This window comes from Paraburkholderia sp. JHI2823 (genome assembly GCF_038900695.1).
In the GTDB taxonomy this organism is placed as follows: domain Bacteria; phylum Pseudomonadota; class Gammaproteobacteria; order Burkholderiales; family Burkholderiaceae; genus Paraburkholderia; species Paraburkholderia mimosarum.
In genome coordinates, this window is record NZ_JAYMRY010000023.1 from 37,998 (window position 1) to 57,450 (window position 19,453).

Here is a 19,453-nt window from a genome sequence, read left to right on the forward strand (position 1 = left end):
GCACACGCGCAAATGGAGACGACGATGACCGGGTTCACCCCTTCCGCGCAGGCCTTCATCGACGCACGCGATCTGCTGCTGCGTCACCGCACCGACTACGCACGCGCGTACGCCGAATTCGCGTGGCCGAAGCTCGACACGTTCAACTGGGCGCTCGATTACTTCGACGTGATGGCGCGCGGCAACGACAACCCGGCGCTCTGGATCGTCGACGACCTCGCGAACGGCGGCACGCGCTATTCGTTCGCGCAGATGTCCGAGCGCTCCTCGCGCATGGCGAACTTCCTGCGCGCGCAGGGTGTCGCGCGCGGCGACCGTCTGCTGCTCATGCTGCCCAACCGCGTCGAACTCTGGGACGTGATGCTGGCGGCGATGAAACTCGGCGCAATCGTGCTGCCCGCCACGACACAGCTCTCGCCCGACGACGTGCGCGAGCGCGTGGAAACGGGCGGCGCACGCTACGTCGTCGTGGACGCTGCCGAGCTCGGCAAGTTCGAAGCGCTGGACAAGAGCGTGAAGCGCATCGCCGTGGGCGGCACGAACGGCGCGAGCGAGTGGATCGACCTTTCGCGCGCCTACGATGCCAGCCCCGCCTTCGAGCCCGACGGCCCGACGCGCGCCAGCGACCCGCTCCTGCTCTACTTCACCTCGGGCACGACCTCGAAGCCCAAACTCGTCGAACACACGCACGAAAGCTATCCCGTTGGCCATCTTTCGACGATGTACTGGATCGGCCTCATGCCGGGCGACATCCACTGGAACATCAGCTCGCCGGGCTGGGCCAAGCATGCATGGAGCTGCTTCTTCGCGCCCTGGAACGCGCAGGCCTGCGTGTTCGTCTACAACTACGCGCGCTTCGTGCCGAAAGACACGCTCGCCGCGCTCGTTCAATGCGGCGTGACCACGCTGTGCGCGCCGCCCACGGTGTGGCGCATGCTCGTGCAGGAGCCGCTCGCTTCTTACGCGGTGAAGCTGCGCGAGATCGTGGGCGCGGGCGAGCCGCTCAACCCCGAGATCATCGAGCGCGTGCGCCATGCATGGGACATCGCGATTCGCGACGGCTACGGTCAGACGGAAACGACCTGCCAGATCGGCAACCCGCCTGGCCAGCCCGTGGTGGCCGGCTCGATGGGCCGGCCGCTGCCCGGCTATCGCGTGGAGCTTGTCGATCCGGACGATCAGCCCGTGAGCGAGGGCGAAATAGCACTGCCGCTGCTGCATCGGCCGCTCGGTCTCATGACGGGCTACGCGAACAACGCGAAGGCGAGCGAGTACGCCATGCGCAACGGCTACTACCATACTTCCGATGTCGCCATGCGCCGCGACGACGGCTACTACGTCTACGTCGGCCGCGCCGACGACGTGTTCAAGTCGTCCGACTATCGCCTGAGTCCGTTCGAGCTGGAAAGCGTGCTCATCGAGCATGAAGCGATTGCCGAGGCGGCCGTCGTGCCGAGCCCGGACGAACTGCGTCTCTCGGTGCCGAAGGCCTTCGTCATCGTGCGCCAGGGCTATGAAGCCGGCCCCGATCTCGCGCGCGAAGTGTTCCGCTTCTCGCGCGAGAAGCTCGCGCCCTACAAGCGCATTCGCCGGCTGCAGTTCAGCGACCTGCCCAAGACCATCTCGGGCAAGATCCGCCGCGTCGAGTTGCGGCGCCGCGAAATGGAGCGCAGCGCCGAACCTGCGCGCCAGCCGGACGAGTACTGGGAAGAGGATTTCCCCGAGCTGCGCTGATATCAAAACGGAGTCCGAAATGATCGAATTCGAGTACGCGCATGATGGCGCGGTGGTGCTGCTCACGCTTTCTCGCCCGCCGGCGAACGCCTTCACGATCGACGGCTTGCGTCAGCTTCAGCAGGTGATCGAGGCGTTCGACCGCGAGCCGCAGGTGCGGGCCGTCGTCGTCACCGGCAGCGGGCCGAAGTTCTTCAGCGCGGGCGCAGACCTCAATGCCTTCGCCGATGGCGACCGCGACGTCGCCCGTACGGCGGCAAGCGCGTTCGGCGCGGCGTTCGAGGCGCTGCAGAAGGCGCGGCCCGTGGTGATCGCCGCGATCAACGGCTATGCGATGGGCGGCGGCCTCGAGTGCGCGCTCGCGTGCGATATCCGCATCGCCGAGGAGCACGCGCAGCTCGCGCTGCCCGAGCCCGCCGTGGGGCTGCTGCCTTGCGGCTGCGGCACGCAAACCCTGCCGTGGCTGGTTGGTGAGGGCTGGGCCAAGCGCATCATCCTCACGGGCGAGCGCGTGGATGCGCAAACGGCGCTGCGCATCGGTCTAGTGGAGGAAGTCGTCGCGACGGGCGGCGCACGTGACGCGGCCCTCGCGATGGCGGCTCGCGTTGCCGGGCTGAGCCCGGAAGCGGTGAGCGCCAGCAAATCGCTGATCCATCAGGCGCGCAATGGCGTGCCGCGCGGCGCGGCGCTCGCGGTCGAGCGCGAGCGCTTCGTCGATTTGTTCGATTCGCCCAACCAGCGCGAAGGCGTCAACGCGTTCCTCGCGAAACGCAAGCCGCGCTGGCATATTGAAACGGAGAACTAAGCAATGAATGCAACACCCGCTTCCGTCGAGGCCACGCCTCAGCCGGCCGCACCTCAGCCGGCCACTACGGAAGCCAAAAAGGAGGTGCTGTTTCGCGTGGTCAACCGCGTGGCGATCGTCACGCTCGATCGTCCGGCCGCGCTCAACGCGCTTTCGCACGCCATGGTGCGCGAACTGACCCAACTGCTGGAGCATGTGCGCACGGATGACGCCATCGTCGCGCTCGTGCTGGAAGGCGCGGGCCCGAAGGGCTTCTGCGCGGGCGGCGACGTGCGCGCGCTCTACCAGCTTGCACGCGAAAGCGCGCGCGACGGCGCTGACGGCTGGCAGCAATTCTTCGTCGACGAGTATCGGCTCGACTATCGGTTGCACACATTCCCCAAGCCGGTCGTCGCGCTGCTAGACGGCGTGACGATGGGCGGCGGCATGGGCCTCGGCCAGGCGGCGGTGCTGCGCATAGCAACGTCGCGCACGAAGATCGCGATGCCGGAAACACGCATCGGCCTCTTGCCCGACGTGGGCGCGACGCATTTCCTCGCGAAAATGCCTGTCGAGCTGGAGCTTTACGTGGGCCTGACCGGCGCGATGCTCGCCGGTGCCGATGCCGTGCACTGCCGCCTGGCGGACGCCTGCGTGCCCGGCGAATGGCTCGATGGGTACGAGGCGCGCCTCGCGGCCGCGCAGTGGACAGGCGATGTGCGCGCTGTGTTGCGCGAGGTGTTCGTCGCGCCATGCCATGAGGCGGGCGAAGGCGCGCTCGCTGCACTCACGCCGGCCATCGTGCGCCATTTCGACCCCCGCCTGAGCGTGGAGCAGATCGTCGCCTCGCTGCGAGCCGATCTCGAACGCGTGCATTCGCAGTCCGAGCGGGCCTGGCTCGAAGCCACGCTCGAAGCGCTCACGCATTATTCCCCCACGATGCTCGAAGTCACGCGCGAGGCGCTGCTGCGCGGGCGGCAGATGACGCTCGCCGAGTGCTTCCGCATGGAGCTTGGCATCGTTGGCCGCGCGATCGAAGAGGGCGACTTCTGCGAAGGCGTGCGCGCGCATCTCGTCGACAAGGACCGCAAGCCGCGCTGGGCGCCCGCAACGCTCGTCGAAGTCCGCAGCGAGCGCGTGCGGCATTTTCTTGCTTCGCCCTGGCGCGGCGAGGCGCATCCGCTCGCGGATCTCGGCGCGTAAGCCGGGAGCGCAAACGCCGGGAGCGAAAACGCCCGCCGCGAGTCACGCGGCGGGCGTCGTTGATAGCGCAGCGCTTACAGGTAGCTGCAAACGTAGTCGAGCGTCTCGATCACGTCGATGTCGAAGCGGCTCCTGGCCGGCACCGAGAACGACTCGCCGGCGCCGTAGGTCTTCCACTCGTCGGTGCCTGCCAGGCGGATGCGGCACTGGCCGGCCTGCACTTCCATCAGCTCGGCGGCGTCGGTGCCGAAGTTCAGCGTGCCCGGCAGGATCACGCCGAGCGTCTTGCGCGAGCCGTCGGCGAACAGCACGGTGTGCGAAACGCACTTGCCGTCGAAGTAGACGTTCGCACGTTTGATTACGGAAACCTGATCGAATTGCGCTGCTGCCGTCATGGCGGTCTTCCTCTGTCTTCGTGGATGGAATCGGGCGCCGGAACGACGCGTCGTCCGGGGCAAGGCCGCCATCATACCGGCAGTCGCGGCGGTCTGGGCAACGCCGCTCGGGCGTTGGCGGCCGCTGCGAGCCGATGCGAGGCGCTTCGCAGGCCGTCGAGTCATTTGCGGCAAATTTCTCACCAAGCGTTTACACAAATCTAACCTGTCATTACAATCGCAATCACGAATGAGAATCATACGCATTCGCAAAAAAAGACAATCCGCCGGGTTTCCATAGCGCAGGGGGTGTGTGACGCTCGCTGCAGCGAAAGGAGGTCCGTCACCGACCAGCTCGCACACTCATGCCCGTCCATTTCCCGACGCCCAGGCGCGCGGCCGCCGCGCTCTACTGCTCCGGTCTTTTCGCATCGTCAATCGTTCACGCGCAGACGGCGCCCGCCGCCGATACGCCAGCTGCCGCACCGTCCACCGCCGCCGCGGAGGGCACGCTCCCCGCGGTGAAGGTTATCTCGGCGCCGTCCGACATGCAGACGAAATCGCTCGATTCGTACAAGTTCACCGCGCCGCTCATCGACACGCCTCGCTCGATCACCGTGATTCCAGAGGAAGTGCTCAAGGAGAAGAACGTCACGACGTTTCAGGACGCGCTGCGCACGGTGCCGGGCATCACCTTCCTCGGCGGCGACGCGGCGGCGAATCCGTCGGCGGACCGTCCCGTGATTCGCGGCTTCGAATCGCGCAATTCGATTTTCGTGGATGGCATGCGCGACACGGGCGTGCAAAACCGCGAAACCTTCGCTGTGCAGAACATCAGCGTCGTGAAGGGCCCGGACTCCGTGTATGCCGGGCGCGGTGCGGTTGGCGGCAGCGTGGACATCACGACGAAAACGCCGCAGGCCGACAACTTCATCAACGGGAGCGTGGGCCTCGGCACCGATAGCTTCCGCCGCGCCACCGTCGACTGGAACCAGAAGCTCAACGACACCACGGCGATCCGCCTGAACGCAATGGGCCACGACGCCGACCAGCCGGGCCGCACCGACGTGTACAGCAAGCGCTGGGGCGTCGCTCCATCGGTCGCATTCGGCCTGAACACGCCCACCACGGTCACGGTGAGTTACTACCACCTGAACAGCTACGACATGCCCGACTTCAGCGTGCCGTTCCGCTCGACGGGAGGCACGCCGGTGTCGTCCAACCGTGGCCAGTTCTACGGCCTGAACACGCGCGACTACCGCTACGGCCAGACCGACACGGGCGAAGTCAAAGTGGAGCACCGCATCAACGACGCGTGGAAGATCAGGAACACGACGATGTTCGGGCGCTCGACGCTCGACTACGTCGCGACCAATCCGCAGTTGACGAGCGCGACCTCGAACATCCTCAGCCTGCAGGCCAAGAGCGGCAAGTACGCGACCAACAGCGTCGCCAACCAGACCGAGGCAAACGGGAAGTTCGACCTCTACGGCATGCGCCATACGTTCACCGCGGGCGCGGAGTTCAGCCACGAGCAGAACCTGTACGAGGGCTATCTCGTGCGAGATTCGGCGGGCAACAACATCCGCACGGGCGGCCCGTGCTCGGTGGCGTACAACTGCGCGTCGATCAACAACTGGAATCCCGACAATCCGTGGACGGGCAGCATAGTCCTCAACGGCGACAAGAGCTTCCCGGGCCCCGCCACGCATACGCAGACGAATACCGCTTCGGCGTATATGTTCGACAGCGTGCAGCTTTCCGAGCGCTGGATCTTCAACGCGGGCCTGCGCTTCGACCGCTACGACGTGACCGCCCAGCAGGCGGGCGTGGCCGATCTCTCGAACACGTCGAATCTCTTCAGCTACCAGTTCGGCCTCGTGTTCAAGCCGGTGCCGAACTTGAGCCTCTATACGTCGTATGGGACCTCGGCGAATCCGCCGGGCTCGAACTCGGGTCTTGGCGGCGGCACCGACCAGATCACGGCGACCAACAAGGATCTCGCGCCCGAGCGTTCGCGCAATATCGAAGTGGGCGCGAAATGGGACGTGCTCGATCAGCGCCTCTCGCTCACCACGGCCCTGTTCCAGACGGAAAAGACCAATGCGCGCGTGAGCAACGGCCTGGGCGGCACCATCAATGCGGGTTCACAGCGCGTGCGCGGCTTCGAATTCGGCTTCGCGGGCAACGTGACGAACAAGTGGTCCGTGTTCGGCGGCTACTCGTACCTCGACGCGATCACGACCGACGCGGGCCCGGCGAGCCCGACGCTCTCCGGCCTGCCGATGGTGATGGTGCCAAAGCATAATTTCACGCTGTGGACGAGCTACGACGTGCTGCCGAAACTCACGGTGGGTGCGGGCGCAACGGTTTCGAGCTTGACGTATGCGTCGGTTTCGGCGACTACGCGTAAGTGGATACCGGGTTATGCGCGCTTCGATGCCGCGGCTACGTGGCGCGTGTCGAAGAAGATCGATCTGCAGCTCAACGTGAACAACATCTTCGACAAGGCCTACTACCAGAGCGCCTACCCGATCTACGCGACGTGGGCGCCGGGCCGTTCGGCGGTGGTGACCTTGAACTTCTATCAGTGACACGCGAACGGCGAGTCACGAAAAAGGGGCGCTCGCAAAGAAGCGCCCCTTTTGTATCGTATCGACGGTACGTCGATGCGAGATCACTCCGCGGCGCGCACCGCCACCGAAGCCTCGGAAGTCAGCATCATGAACGTGAAGCTCTCCTGCAGATAGAGCTTGACGCTGTCCGCGTCGTGCGACGCATAGCCGATCGAGACATCCTGCCCGAGGTGGAACGCGAAATCGCCGCCGCGCGTGCTCAGGATCGCGCCGCCTTGAATCGCTGGCGCCCAGATGATCTCGCCGTTCACGAGCCGGCGAATGTGCTCGAGAATCGGATAGCCCATGTCGCTCGCTTCGCTCACCGACGTGTACGCGTCGGAGCCGAGCAGCACCGCGTACGGGCCGTCCACGCCTTGCAGGCGCAACTGTTCGAGCGCCCTGGCGATGACCGTGGGGTAACTGGCGATGTCGGCGGGCATCGGCAGAACCGGGTTCGACGTACCTTCGCGAATGCCCGTGATCTGCGCGGCCGCGTAGCCGTCGAAGATCGCGCGGTCTTCCGCGAACGCGAGGCGCGTGGCGGCGTCCTTGGCCGGCTGCCAGTCGGAGTCCTCGGCGCCGCGCTCCACGTCGTCGATGGCGTCGCGCGAGAGCTCGAACGGCACGCGCAGTTCGACGAGCGCCTTCACTTCGCGCTGGCGCGCGCGGATGCCTTCGACCGGCGGCGCGATGCCGTTCTGGTGGCCGGTGCCGACGGCGGCGAGCGCCGGGCCGCCAGGCCCTTTGACGTCCACGACGCGGCGTCCCGCGAGCGAGCGCTTGAAGGTGCGCGCGACTTCTTCTTCGATTTGCGACCACGCGGCCGCGGAAATCGGCGCCAGCTCGCGATGGAGGTTATTCATACCGGGGTGCTCCTTTGAGGGATCCGATGGCGAGCGAGCCGTCCGCGCAGGCCGCGGCGGCAGGCTCGGTTTGTGTTTCCGATGAATCGGCGGCGCTCGTCTCGACACCTGGCGCGGCGGCCGGGTCGACTGCGGGGTCGACCGCGGCGAGCGCTTCGAGCAGCGGCTGCGACGGCACGAAGAAGAGGCCGCCGGTCACGGCGCGGCTGAAGTCGAGCAGCCGGTCGTAGTTGCCGGGCGGCAGCCCGACGAACATGTTTTCGAGCATCTGCTCGATCGGCTTCGGCGAGCGCGCGTAGCCGATGAAGTAGGTGCCGAATTCGCCCGAGCCGGGCCGGCCGAACGGCATGTTGTCGCGCAGGATCTTGATTTCGTTGCCCGCGTCGTCTTCGAGCGTCGTGAGCGCGCTGTGCGACCAGCTGGGCTTCACCGCTTCGTCGAGTTCGATGTCATCGAGCTTGGTACGCCCGATGATGTGCTCCTGCGCCTCCACCGAAAGCGCGTTCCAGCCTTTCATGTCGTGCAGGTACTTCTGCACGAGCACGTAGCTGCCGCCGCGGAAGTCTGGATCCTCGTTCTCGCCGATCACGGTGAAATGGGCCGCTTCGTTGCCAGTGGGATTCTCGGTGCCGTCGACGAAGCCGATGATCGCGCGCATGTCGAAGTTGCGAAAGCCGTGCACTTCGTCCACGGTCGTGACCGCGCCTTCCAGGCGCGTCATGAGCTGCGTGGCGAGCTCGAAGCACAGGTCGGTTTCGTCGGCGCGAATGTGGAGCAAAAGGTCGCCCGGCGTGGCGATGGCTTTGCGCTCGCCCGAGCCGAATTCTCGGAACGGATGCAGCTCGGCCGGCCGCGGTTCGCCGAACAGCTTGTCCCAGGCGTCGGACGAAAAGCCCACCACGCACGAGAGATTGCCGGCCGGCACGCGCTTGCCGACCGCGCGCACGAGGTTGGCGACGTCGGCGCACCAGGCGCGCACCGTGGCGCGGCTCGCGGCGTCTTCGTTGACGGTCGCGACGATGAAAAACGCGTTGCGCGTGACGGCGCTTGAGACGGACTGCGGTTCCTGCGTAAGTGAGGCCGGCGTCATGATGATGTAGGTTTCGCTGGAGAGTCGGGCTGTGAAGCCGGGTCGTGAAGCGGGGTTTGCATTCCGCTGCGCCCGCGTAGTTTAGCCAAACTCGCGCAAACGGGCCGTTTGCAGGCGAGTGGTCAGCCGTGCGACGATAATCGGCGTCAGGGATCGACAGGAGACACGCCATGTGGGACCACACCGAGCATGAAGGCTTCGAGATCTGGGTGCTGCCGATTCCGGCGTTCGGGCCGCGTTCGCCCGAACCGCTGTTCCACTACAGCGGCTACATTTGCCGCCACGGCGCGGACGCGCACGTCGAAGGGCGCAGCGTGCGCTTTCACGACATGATGCGCAACTACACGGGCCCCGACGCCGCGCTCGACGCCGCCTACGCGGACGCGCGCAAGCGCATCGACCGCTTCCATGCCACGGGAAGCTGGGGCGAGAGCCCGGCTTGAGCCTGCGGGTTTACCGGCCGCCTTGCACGATCAGCTTGACGGGCCGCCCGTCGCAGCCCACTGCGCCCGGCAACCTGAGCGTGCGCCAGTCCGCAGGCTGGCCGGGCGCAGCGAGGTCGGCGGCGGCGGCGAGGTCCGTGGTGTAGGTCGCGACCACGTTGAACGGCCAGGATCCGCGGCGCAGCCGCTCGTGCACGAGCGAGCCGACCCAGACCGGCGTGGGCTCGCCGCCTTCGCCGTTTGCCGCGTGACGCGGCGCGAGCGCATAGCCCGACGGCCACAAGCGCAGCACGTCGCGCTTGTTGCCCGGCTCGCCGGCATCGCCCTTATCGCCCGTATCGCTGGAGAGGTGCGCCCGGGCGAACACCAGCGGCGAGGGCACGCCGTTGTTCAGCTTCGGCAGGAGGGGCAGCGTCATCACGTCGACGTTCGGTGCGACGAGCGATAGCACGCTTCTCACCGTGATCTGCGGGCCCTCGGTCCAACCCGCGTCGCGCAGCGCCGCGCGCAGATCGTCGGCGCTCGCTGCCCACTGGATCGTCATCGGCTCGCGGCGCACGCCTTTCATATCGAAGCGATAGCACGCCAGCGTTCGCCACAGCGAATCGCTCCACTGGAGCTGCGTGACGACGACGGGTGGCGCGCTGGAGGCCGTCGTGGGGGGCACGCTTGGGCGCCCGGGCCCCACCGTCTGCAGCAAGAACGCGGCGACCAGGACGAGGAGCACGATGGGCGGCACGAACACGCGCTGCGGCGGCCGCTTGGGATAGCGCCACAGCGAGGTGAGCACCACGACCGCCACCCAGATCGAGGCGAAGGCGGCGCCGCCAATGGCGTCCGAGAACAGAAAGCGGTCGAAGTAGAGCCCCGCAAACGCCACGGACACGATGATCGCATTGCCCAGCGCGGCGACTAGCGCGGCTTCGAGCATGCTCGCGCGGCGCACGAGCAGGAACATCACGAAGCCGTAGACGATCACCATCGACGCCACGCGGTCGCTCGGGAACACATAGGCTTCGACACTGACGCCGCCGCCCGGCGCCGCGTGGTGGATCGCGAACCGCAGGATGACGATGAGCAGTTGCGAAACGGCGGCCGCGATCGTCCAGTAAGCGATCGTGCGCCAGCGCCGCTCGAGCAGCATCCAGATAGCCGCGGTCGCGATGAGCGCCGCGAGCGTCCACGTGCTGCCGAGCGTTTCGACGCGCGCGAGCGCCGCATCGGCCCAGGTGGTGCGGACCGACTGGAGGAACTGGCGCACCGACTGGTCGACCTGCACGAGCGGCGCGCCGCGCAGCACGTTGCCGAGCACATACGAGAACACGGCCGCGAAGACGGGGACGAGGCCCGTCATCACGATGACGTGGAGGAGCGCGGGCTGCTCCGGGTCGAGCAGGCGGGAGATCCGCCGCGCGGCGGGCCCGGGATGTTGCGCTGCCCACTGCGCCGCGCTGCGCCGCGACTCGCTGGCCCAGTTGTCGATGTGCAGGAGCAGCATGCGCACGACGCGCCAGATGAGCCAAACCGCCAGCGCGACGATGCCGATGACGACGACGAGCCGGAACGACACCGCGCCCGCGAGCTGGAGCGACGCGCCGAACACGACACCCGGCACGATGTGCGCGGGCGCCCAGATGAGCGCGGAGACCACGTTCATGACGAAGAAGCGCATGGGCGTCATGCCGGCCATGCCCGCGACGATCGGGACCACGGCGCGCAGCGGCGCGATGAAGCGCGCGAGGATCACGCTGCGCGCGCCGTGGCTCACGAAATAGGCCTGCGCGCGCTCGAGAATGGCGGGATGGCGGCTGAACGGCCACATCTGCGTGAGCGAGCCGCGGTAGCGATGGCCGATCCAGAAGCTCACGCCGTCGCCGGCCACGGCGCCCGCGATCGCGTACGCGAAGAGCCAGCCGAGATTGATCGTACCGGTGGCCGCGAACGCGCCCGCGATGAACATCGCCGTGCTGCCGGGGATGAAGGTGCCGATGAACGCGAGCGATTCGAGGAAAGCGGCGACGAAGACAAAGGCGAGCGTCCACGTGGCATGCGCGGCCAGCAGGTGCAGCAAATGATCGTAGGCGTGCTCCATCGGCGGGGCGGGTTCGTTTTTGGCGCTCGCGCAAGGAGCCGCGAGGTTGGAGGGATGCCGGCGCGCCGCTCGTAGCCAACGGCAGCAAGCGGCGCGCGCGCCTTCAGGCGCCATATTACCGGGCGCGCGCAACTCCGTGCGGCAGGAGGCCCAGCGCCGGGGGCGGCGCGCAAAGAGCGCAGGCGGCGCGCCCGGCCGCCATTTGGCGATGAGAGTGCCGCGCCGCGCCCGGGATGAATCAGATCACGCCTTTGTCCTTCAGCTCGGCCAGCTTCTCCGCCGAATAACCGAGTGCCGATTGCAACACCGCTTGCGTGGCTTCGCCCAGTTGCGGCGGCGCGTACCGCACGGGCATGCGCTCGCCGTCGAAGCGCCAGGGCGGCGCGAGCACGGGCGTCGTGCCGCTTTCCGTATGCGGATGCGGCTGCTGCGTGACGAGCCCGCCTTGTGTCGCGCGCGGCGAAAGCAGCGCCTCGCGCAGCCCCGCCACTTCGCCGCACGGAATGCCTGCGCGCGCGAGCCGTTCGAGCAGCAGCCTGCGAGGCCGGCTGCCCAGTTCGCGCGTGAGCTCCGGCAAGAGCGTTTCGCGGTTCCGCCCGCGCAGGATGTTGGTCGTGTAGCGCCCATCGCCGGCGAGGTCGGGGCGCTCGATCACCTCGCGGCAAAAGCGCTCGAACTGCGCGTTGTTGCCAACCGTGATGACTAGCGGACCATCTGCCGCATCGAACACGCCATATGGCACGATCGACGGATGCGCGTTGCCGTAGCGCGGCGGATCCTCGCCGATCAGCAGCGCTTCGAGCCCGTAGTAAGCCGTGATCATGAGGCCGCAATCGAACAGCGCCATTTCGATATGGCGCCCGCGGCCGGTGCGCTGGCGTTCGTAGAGCGCCGCGAGGATTGCCTGCGCCGCATACATGCCGGTGAACAGATCGACGGCGGCGACGCCGAACTTCAAGGGCGCCTGGCCCGCTTCGCCCTGCACGACGAGGTCGTAGCCGGGGCGCTCGGCTTCGGGGCCGGTGCGGTCGTAGCCGGAAATCGAGCAATAGATGAGCCGCGGATTTTCGGCGCTCAGCTGCTCATAGCCGATGCCGAGTTTTTCCGCGCCGCCGAACCTGAAATTCTGCACGAGGATATCGATGGTCTTCGCAAGCTCGCGCACGATCTGCTGGCCTTCGGGCGTTTGCAGATCGACTGTGATCGAACGCTTGTTGCGGTTCACGCTGTTGAAGTACGCGGTTTCGGTCTGGCCGACGCGCACGCCCCAGTCGCGCGTGTCGTCGCCGCGCTCGGGGTGCTCGATCTTGATGACTTCCGCGCCGAGGTCGCCGAGCACCATCGCGCTCCAGGGTCCCGCCAGTACGCGCGACAGATCGAGAACGCGCACGCCTGACAGCGGCAGGCCTTGGGTGTCGCCTTGCATGAGCAAGTCTCCGGGTTCGTCGAGGAGGGAAGGGTGTGCCTTCGCCTCGTCCTCCTCATACTGGCTCAGGCCGCCACGCGCGCGAACGCGATATAGCGTGCGAGATGATGATCCTCATCGCCGAGCTGATGATCGATCATCACGAGTCGCTTCGCATAGTGCGAGAGCGGCAACTCCCACGTCATGCCGATGCCGCCGTGCAGCTGGATCGCCTCTTCGGCCACGCGCGCGCCAATGCGCCCGATCGTGTACTTCGCCGCCGAAACCGCGCGCTCGCGTTGCGCGCGTGGCGCGCCGATGGCCGCTGCCGCGTTGATGACCGCCGAGCGCGCCTGCTCGATTTCGAGCAGCAGGTCTGCCATGCGATGCTGCAACGCCTGGAAGCTGCCGATGGCCACGCCGAACTGCTTGCGCGTGCGCAGGTACTCGAGCGTGAAGTCGCGCGCGACGTCCATCGCGCCCAAGGCTTCCGCCGCCAGCGCGAGGAGGCCGTAACCGCGCGCGTGCTCGAGCGTCGCGAAGCCGCTGCCTTGCGCGCCGACGAGTGCATCGGCGCCGAGCTTGACGTTGTCGAGCGTCACTTCGCCCGCGCGTCCGCCGTCGATCCTGCGATAGCCGCGCACGCTCACGCCCGCGGCCTCGCGCGGCACGAGGAAGAGCGAGATGCCGGCTTCGTCGAATTCGCCACCGGGGTTGTCGAATGCGGTGCGCGCCGAAACGAGCAGGACGTCTGCGTGCTCCGCGTGCTGCACGACGCCTTTCGCGCCTCGCAGCACCCATCCTGCGCCGTCCTTCTCCGCGCGCGTCGTGACGCGTGCGTCCTCGTAATGCGAGCCCGGCTCGTCGTGCGCGAGCGCGGCGATCTGCGTACCGTCGATGAACGACGCGATGCGCGCACGCTGCGCCTCGCTGCCCGCATGCGCGAGCGCACGGCCGACGATCAGCGTATCGAGGAACGGCTCGATCACGAGCGCGCGCCCGAGCGCTTCGAACACGACGGCGACATCGAAGCCCGCGCCGCCAAAGCCGCCGTCGGCCTCGTCGAACAGTGCGCCGATCACGCCCAGTTCGGCGAACCGCCGCCACATGTCGGCACTGAATCCTGCCGTGGAGCGCGCGATTGTATCGCGTGTATCGAAACCGTACTGTTCGGCGAGGAAGCGGTTGAGCGTATCCGCAAGCATGCGGCGGTCTTCAGTGTGCTGGAAGTCCATGGCGAGCCTCTCAAAGACCGAGAATCATCTTCGAGATGATGTTTTTCTGGATTTCGTTGGAGCCGCCGAAGATCGACAGCTTGCGGTTGTTGAAGTACTGCGCGGCGGCGCTGGCGGCTTCGTCGGGGCCGATCGGCTCGCCCGCATAACCTTCTTCGAGCGCTTCCTCGACGAACGGCGCCGCATAGGGGCCCATCGCGCGGCGCAGCAGCGACGAAATCTCCTGGCGGATCTCGGTGCCGCGAATCTTGAGCATGGAGCTCTCCGCGCCCGGCACGCCGCCGCCCGCCACGGCGGCGATCACGCGCAGGTTCGTCGTCTTCATGTTCTCCAGATCGATCTCGACCTTCGCGACGCGCGCCGCGAATTGCGGATCTTCCGCGAGCGGCTTGCCGTTGCGCGTGACGCGTTGCGCCGCGCGCTTAAGACGGTCGAGCGCGGCCACGGAGAAGCCCACGCCCGCGATATTGGTGCGCTCGTAGGTGAGCAGATACTTCGCGTACGTCCAGCCCTTGTTCTCTTCGCCAACCAGGTTCGCCGCCGGCACGCGCACGTCGGTGAAGAACACCTCGTTGACTTCGTGTTCGCCATCGAGCGTGATGATCGGCCGCACTTCGACGCCCGGCGAGTTCATGTCGATCAGCAGGAAGCTGATGCCCTCCTGCTTGCGCACATTGGTCGCGGTGCGCACGAGGCAGAAGATCATGTTCGCGTAATGGCCGAGCGTGGTCCACGTCTTCTGGCCGTTCACCACGTAGTGGTCGCCGTCGCTATCTTTTTTCAGCACCGCCGTCGTGCGCACCGAAGCGAGGTCGGAACCCGCGCCCGGCTCCGAATAGCCCTGGCACCACCAGTCGGCGCCGTCGAGAATGCGCGGCAGCCAGTAGCGTTTTTGCGCCTCGCTGCCGTACTTGATGAGCACCGGGCCGAGCATGTTCACGCCGAACGGCACGATGCGCGGCGCGCCCGCAATCGCGCATTCGTTTTCGAAGATGAACTTCTGCACGGCGCTCCAGCCGGGGCCGCCGTACTCCCTCGGCCAATGATTCGCGAGCCAGCCCTTTTCGTTGAGGATGGCATGCCATTGGGCCATGTCGTCGCGCGTGAGGCGTTTGCCGTTACGCACCTTGTCGGCGATGCGCTGCGGCAGACGCGTCGCGAGGAACGCGAGCACCTCGCTGCGGAACGCTTCTTCCTCGGCGGTGAATTTCAGGTCCATGTGCCGGTGCTCCGTGCGTATCAGGCCGATTGATTGAGGCTCGCGAAATTCTCGCCGTGCTCGACGAGCTCGACGAGCAGCGGCGAGGGGCGCCAGAAGATCGGGTCTTCCTTAGCGTACTCGCGGATATCGGCGAGCACGTTGGCGAGGCCCACGGTGTCGGCGTATTTCATGGGGCCGCCGCGATAGCGCGGGAAGCCGTAGCCGTAGAGCAGCGCGACGTCCACGTCGAGCGGGCGCAGCGCGATCTTCTCGTGCACGACGTTCGCGCCTTCGTTGATCATCGCGGCCATGTAGCGGCGCATGATCTCTTCGTCGGTGAAGCTGCGCGGCTCGACACCGGCGCGCTCGCGCTCGCTGCGGATGATCGCCTCGACTTCGGGATCGGGCGTGCCGGTGCGCGCGCCTTCGGGGTAGAGATAGAAGCCGCGGCCCGTCTTCTGGCCGAACCAGCCGCGCTCGCAAATGCGGTCGGCAATCTGCACATAGCGCGCCTTCGGGTCGCGCGTGGCGGCGCGGCGCTTGCGCGCGGCCCAGCCGATGTCGCCGCCCGCGAGATCGACCACCTGGTACGGGCCCATCGGAAAGCCGAATTCGCGCACGGCCTTGTCGATCTGGTACGGCGAGGCGCCGTCTTCCATCAGATGATCGGCGGCCGTGCGAAACACCGCGAGAATGCGGTTGCCGATGAAGCCATCGCACACGCCCGCGCGCACGGGCACCTTGCGCAGCTTCTTCGCCAACTCGAACGCGGTGGCCACGACGTCGGCGCTCACCTGTTTCGGCACCACGATTTCGAGCAGCTTCATGATGTTGGCGGGCGAGAAGAAGTGCAGGCCCACCACGTCCTGCGCACGCTCGATGCTGCCCGCGATGGCGTCGATGTCGAGATACGAGGTGTTGGTCGCGAGCACGGCGCCCGGCTTGCAGACGCGATCGAGTTCGGCGAATACGGCCTGCTTCACGGCCATGTCCTCGAACACGGCTTCGATCACGAGATCGACGTTCGCGAGGGCGCCATACGAGGTGCTGCCATTGAAGCGCGCGAGAATCTGGTCTTTCGCTTCCGGCTTCATGCGGCCCTTGGCGATCAGGCCGTCGTAGACCTTCTCCACGTGCGCGCGGCCGCGAGCGAGCGCGGCGTCGTCGCGCTCGATCATCGTCACGGGCAGGCCTGCGTCGAGCACGGCCACGGCAATGCCCGCGCCCATCGTGCCGCCACCGACCACGCCCACCGATTCGATCGCGCGCGGCTTCGCGCGCTTCGTTTCGGGGGCCTTCTGGACTTCGCGCTCGGCGAAGAACGCGTGCACGAGGCCCGCGCGCTGCGGGCTTTCGAGACATTCGACGAACTGCTTGCGCTCGAAGCGCAGACCTTCGTCGAACGAAAGATCGAGCGCGGCCTGCACGCAATCGACGATCTTCAGCGGCGAGAAGAGGCCGCGCGACTTCTTCGCGGTGTCGGCGCGCGCGGCGTCGATGGCGGCTTGCGCGGCGGCGCGGTCCGCGAGTGCCTGCGCGTCGCGCGTGCGGCGCACCGGTGCCTGGCCCGCGAGCAGTTCCTGCGCATACGCGAGGCCTTCGGCGAGAATGTCGTCGCTCGCGCCCACACGATCGACGAGTCCGAGCTTGAGCGCTTCCTGTGCGCTTGCGTGGCGACCGCTGAGCATGAGCGAGAGCGCGGCTTCGGCGCCGATCAGGCGCGGCGTGCGCTGCGTGCCGCCTGCGCCGGGCAGCAGGCCCAGCTGCACTTCGGGCAGGCCGAGCTTCGCGCCCGCCACGGCAAGCCGGTAGTGCGCCGCGAGGGCCACTTCGAGGCCGCCGCCGAGCGCCGCGCCGTGAATGGCGGCGATCACCGGCTTGTGGCACGCCTCGATGCGGTTGCACACGTCGGGCAGCGCGGGCGGCTGAGGCGGCTTGCCGAACTCGCGAATGTCCGCGCCGGCGATGAAATTGCGCCCCGCGCCGACGATCAGCACCGCCTGCACGGCGTCGTTCGCCTCGGCGTGCTCGATGGCGGCGGCGAGGCCGCGGCGCACATCCACGCCAAGCGCATTGACGGGCGGATTGTCGACGGTGACGAGCAGCACCTTGCCGCGCAGTTCGTGGGTGACGGGCGAGGCGTTCAGCGGATCGGATGCCATGGGATGCTGTCTCCAGAATGAGGGCCGGACTGGGGCGCCAGGCCGCAAGTGTTCTATGTTCGGGTCGATTCTCGGCGCGTCAGGGCTAATTGACAATCCCATCGTTGATTGACAGACTGTCAAAGAACCTTTGACAGCGAACTTGCCATGGACGTCAATGCGCTGACCCTGCTCGTCGAAATTCTCGACGCGGGCAACCTGAGCGAGGCCGCTCGCAGGCTCAAGATGAGCCGCGCGAACGTGAGCTATCACCTGAATCACCTGGAAAAGTCGATCGGCTTGCAGCTCGTGCGCCGCACGACGCGCCGCGTCGAGCCGACCGAGATTGGGCTTAAGCTCTACGAGCACGGGCGCGCCATCCAGAACGCGCTGCTCGCGGCGCGCGAATCGGTTTCCACCCTGGGCCAGAGCCTTCAGGGGCGCGTGCGTCTTTCGGTGCCGAGCGGCTATGGGCAGCTCGTCATGTCGGACTGGCTCATCGAGTTCAAGCGCCTGTATCCCGGCATCGTGCTCGACGTGATGTTCGAAAATCGCGTGGAAGACCTGCTGCGCGACGAAGTGGATATCGCCGTGCGCGTGATGCACGAGCCGCCGCAAAATCTCGTGGCGCGCGACATGGGGCCGGTGAAGTACATCGCGTGCGCCTGCACGGCGTGGGCCGAGCGGCACGGCATGCCGCAAACCCTCGAAGATCTCGCGCGCGCGCCCGTCATTACGGCAACGGTGGTGGGGCGGCAACTGCGCCTTGCCGGCTATCTGAACGAGGACCGGCACGAGGTGCTGCTCGAGCCATCGATCATTTCGGAGAACTTCCTGTTTCTGCGCCAGTCGATTCTCGCCGGGCTCGGGGTGGGCATCGTGCCCGACTACGTGATGCATGACGACATCCGCCAGGGCGCGGCCGTCACGTCGCTCGATGCGTGGCGTTTGAGCATCTTCGGCACGCACATGTACATGCTCTACATGCCGAACCGCCACCACACGCGGGCGGCATCCACCTTCATCGATTACGTGCTGGGCGAGGCGCGCAAGACCGGGCGCGGCGCGGCGGCGTGACGGGCGTCAGGCGTCGCGCGCCGGTTTCTCATCCATGCTTGCGTCTCGCGCGCGTTCGCCGCTTGCGTTAGCGCTGGCGCTGGCGCCGGTGACGGCCGGCCGTCCGCGCGTGACGGCCGAAATCGCAACCCGCTGCTGAATGCCGGCCTTGGTGAGCATGTGGGCGCTGATGGGCGCGGTGAGAAACAGGAACGCCGGGATCAGCACTTCGTGAAGGCTGGCGAAATCGCTATGCGCGCTGAAATAGACCACGGAAGCGAGCACGACGCCACCCACGCCGAGTGTGGTCGACTTGGTCGGGCCATGCAGGCGCATATAGAAGTCCGGAAGGCGTGCGAGGCCGATCGCGCCGATCAGCGTGAACGCGCTGCCCAGCAAAAGCAGCACGCAGACGATGGCTTCGATGAAGGTTTGCATGACGAGCCCCGCTAGTTCAGTTCGATGATATCGCCGCGCTGCAGGTACTTCGTGAACGCAACCGTCGCGACGAAGCCCATCACCGCAATGAGCAACGCGATCTCGAAGAAGACCGTCGAGCGCAGCATGATGCCGTAGACGACGATCAGCGCGATCGCGTTGATGTTGAGCGTGTCGAGCGCGGCTAGCCGGTCGGGCAGCGAGGGCCCGCGCACGAGGCGCACGAGCGTGAGCAGGAAGGCGAGCCCGAGGATCGCGAACGACACCGGAATGACGATGGCTAGCATGCGAAGATCTCCATGAGCGGTGCTTCGTAACGGGACTTGATCGAGGCGATGAGCGCGGCTTCGTCTTCGAGGTCGAGCACGTGCACGACGAGGCGAGTGCGGTCGTCGGCGAGTTCGGCGCACAGCGTCCCGGGGCTCAGCGAAACGATGCTGATGAGCGCCGTGAGCGCGATTTCGTGGGTGCTGTCGAGCGGCACTTCGATGAACGCGGGGCGCAGGCGCTTCATCGGGCCGAGCACGAGCAGGGCGACTTCGAGATTCGCCACGAGGATGTCGTAGAGCACGTGCCCGAAGAGCCGCACGAGCAGCCACGGTTTGCCGAAGCGCACGGGCGTGAGCCACAGGCCTTCGCCCACGCGGAAGGCGATTGCGGTGCCGAGCACGAAGCCGAGCAGCACGTTGCCGGGCGAAACGTCGTTCATCAGCAATACCCAGCAAACGAGCAGCACGATCGTGAGCCAGGGGTGCGGAAAGAGCCTCTTCAGCATT

General features: G+C 66.8%; 17 protein-coding genes. 6 read left to right on the top strand and 11 right to left on the bottom strand.

Annotated elements, in window-relative coordinates; translation table 11 throughout:
* Positions 1–24 precede the first annotated feature (24 nt).
* Genes VSR34_RS23130 through VSR34_RS23140 form a run of 3 tightly spaced genes read left to right on the top strand, consistent with a single transcriptional unit; the run spans position 25 to position 3,721 of the window.
* On the top strand, positions 25–1,734 hold the full coding sequence (locus VSR34_RS23130) for an AMP-binding protein (protein ID WP_028209651.1): 1,710 nt from the start codon (positions 25–27) through the stop codon (positions 1,732–1,734).
* Positions 1,735–1,753: 19 nt separating this feature from the next.
* Positions 1,754–2,539: an enoyl-CoA hydratase gene (locus VSR34_RS23135; RefSeq protein WP_342963659.1), complete on the top strand. Its 786-nt coding sequence runs from the start codon at positions 1,754–1,756 to the stop codon at positions 2,537–2,539.
* Positions 2,540–2,542: 3 nt separating this feature from the next.
* Positions 2,543–3,721, top strand: coding sequence for an enoyl-CoA hydratase/isomerase family protein (locus tag VSR34_RS23140; protein ID WP_342963660.1), 1,179 nt, complete (start codon positions 2,543–2,545; stop codon positions 3,719–3,721).
* A 74-nt stretch (positions 3,722–3,795) separates the two neighbouring features.
* Here the strand turns inward: VSR34_RS23140 and VSR34_RS23145 are convergent, their stop codons facing one another.
* Positions 3,796–4,116: a pyrimidine/purine nucleoside phosphorylase gene (locus VSR34_RS23145; RefSeq protein ID WP_028209648.1), complete on the bottom strand. Its 321-nt coding sequence runs from the start codon at positions 4,114–4,116 to the stop codon at positions 3,796–3,798.
* Between the two features lie 344 nt (positions 4,117–4,460).
* Here VSR34_RS23145 and VSR34_RS23150 point away from each other — a divergent pair, with 344 nt between their 5' ends.
* Entirely contained in the window at positions 4,461–6,689 is a 2,229-nt protein-coding gene (locus VSR34_RS23150) for a TonB-dependent siderophore receptor (RefSeq protein ID WP_028209647.1), read from the top strand.
* An 83-nt stretch (positions 6,690–6,772) separates the two neighbouring features.
* Here VSR34_RS23150 and VSR34_RS23155 read toward each other — a convergent pair whose 3' ends face one another.
* A complete protein-coding gene (locus VSR34_RS23155) occupies positions 6,773–7,576 on the bottom strand; it encodes a family 1 encapsulin nanocompartment shell protein (RefSeq protein WP_028230664.1) in 804 nt (267 codons plus the stop codon).
* A complete protein-coding gene (locus VSR34_RS23160; protein WP_028209645.1) occupies positions 7,569–8,666 on the bottom strand; it encodes a Dyp-type peroxidase in 1,098 nt (365 codons plus the stop codon). Before VSR34_RS23160 ends, VSR34_RS23155 begins: the two co-directional genes overlap by 8 nt.
* Positions 8,667–8,836: 170 nt before the next feature.
* On the opposite strand from VSR34_RS23160, the gene VSR34_RS23165 reads away from it, so the two are divergent.
* Positions 8,837–9,109: a hypothetical protein gene (locus tag VSR34_RS23165; RefSeq protein ID WP_042288363.1), complete on the top strand. Its 273-nt coding sequence runs from the start codon at positions 8,837–8,839 to the stop codon at positions 9,107–9,109.
* A 10-nt stretch (positions 9,110–9,119) separates the two neighbouring features.
* Here VSR34_RS23165 and VSR34_RS23170 read toward each other — a convergent pair whose 3' ends face one another.
* From VSR34_RS23170 to VSR34_RS23190, 5 genes are all read right to left on the bottom strand, one after another.
* Positions 9,120–11,201: a VTT domain-containing protein gene (locus VSR34_RS23170; RefSeq protein ID WP_342963661.1), complete on the bottom strand. Its 2,082-nt coding sequence runs from the start codon at positions 11,199–11,201 to the stop codon at positions 9,120–9,122.
* Between the two features lie 238 nt (positions 11,202–11,439).
* On the bottom strand, positions 11,440–12,627 hold the full coding sequence (locus VSR34_RS23175) for a CaiB/BaiF CoA-transferase family protein (RefSeq protein ID WP_342963662.1): 1,188 nt from the start codon (positions 12,625–12,627) through the stop codon (positions 11,440–11,442).
* A gap of 65 nt (positions 12,628–12,692) precedes the next feature.
* On the bottom strand, positions 12,693–13,841 hold the full coding sequence (locus VSR34_RS23180) for an acyl-CoA dehydrogenase (RefSeq protein ID WP_342963663.1): 1,149 nt from the start codon (positions 13,839–13,841) through the stop codon (positions 12,693–12,695).
* Between the two features lie 10 nt (positions 13,842–13,851).
* The gene (locus VSR34_RS23185; RefSeq protein WP_342963664.1) at positions 13,852–15,060 is read right to left on the bottom strand and encodes an acyl-CoA dehydrogenase family protein; all 1,209 of its coding nucleotides are present in this window, start codon (positions 15,058–15,060) and stop codon (positions 13,852–13,854) included.
* A gap of 20 nt (positions 15,061–15,080) precedes the next feature.
* Positions 15,081–17,204 (bottom strand): 3-hydroxyacyl-CoA dehydrogenase NAD-binding domain-containing protein, encoded by a 2,124-nt coding sequence (locus tag VSR34_RS23190; RefSeq protein WP_342963665.1) that lies wholly within the window; start codon positions 17,202–17,204, stop codon positions 15,081–15,083.
* 147 nt (positions 17,205–17,351) lie between these two features.
* Here VSR34_RS23190 and VSR34_RS23195 point away from each other — a divergent pair, with 147 nt between their 5' ends.
* On the top strand, positions 17,352–18,260 hold the full coding sequence (locus tag VSR34_RS23195; protein ID WP_028209639.1) for a LysR family transcriptional regulator: 909 nt from the start codon (positions 17,352–17,354) through the stop codon (positions 18,258–18,260).
* 6 nt (positions 18,261–18,266) lie between these two features.
* Here the strand turns inward: VSR34_RS23195 and VSR34_RS23200 are convergent, their stop codons facing one another.
* The 3 genes from VSR34_RS23200 to VSR34_RS23210 are packed head-to-tail and all read right to left on the bottom strand — an operon-like array spanning position 18,267 to position 19,452.
* Positions 18,267–18,677, bottom strand: coding sequence for a Na+/H+ antiporter subunit G (locus tag VSR34_RS23200; protein WP_342963666.1), 411 nt, complete (start codon positions 18,675–18,677; stop codon positions 18,267–18,269).
* Between the two features lie 11 nt (positions 18,678–18,688).
* Positions 18,689–18,964 carry a K+/H+ antiporter subunit F gene (locus tag VSR34_RS23205; protein ID WP_028209638.1) on the bottom strand — a complete coding sequence of 92 codons (276 nt, stop codon included), beginning with the start codon at positions 18,962–18,964 and terminating at the stop codon, positions 18,689–18,691.
* On the bottom strand, positions 18,958–19,452 hold the full coding sequence (locus VSR34_RS23210) for a Na+/H+ antiporter subunit E (RefSeq protein WP_028209637.1): 495 nt from the start codon (positions 19,450–19,452) through the stop codon (positions 18,958–18,960). The genes VSR34_RS23205 and VSR34_RS23210 overlap by 7 nt, the downstream gene beginning before the upstream one ends.
* Position 19,453 lies beyond the last annotated feature (1 nt).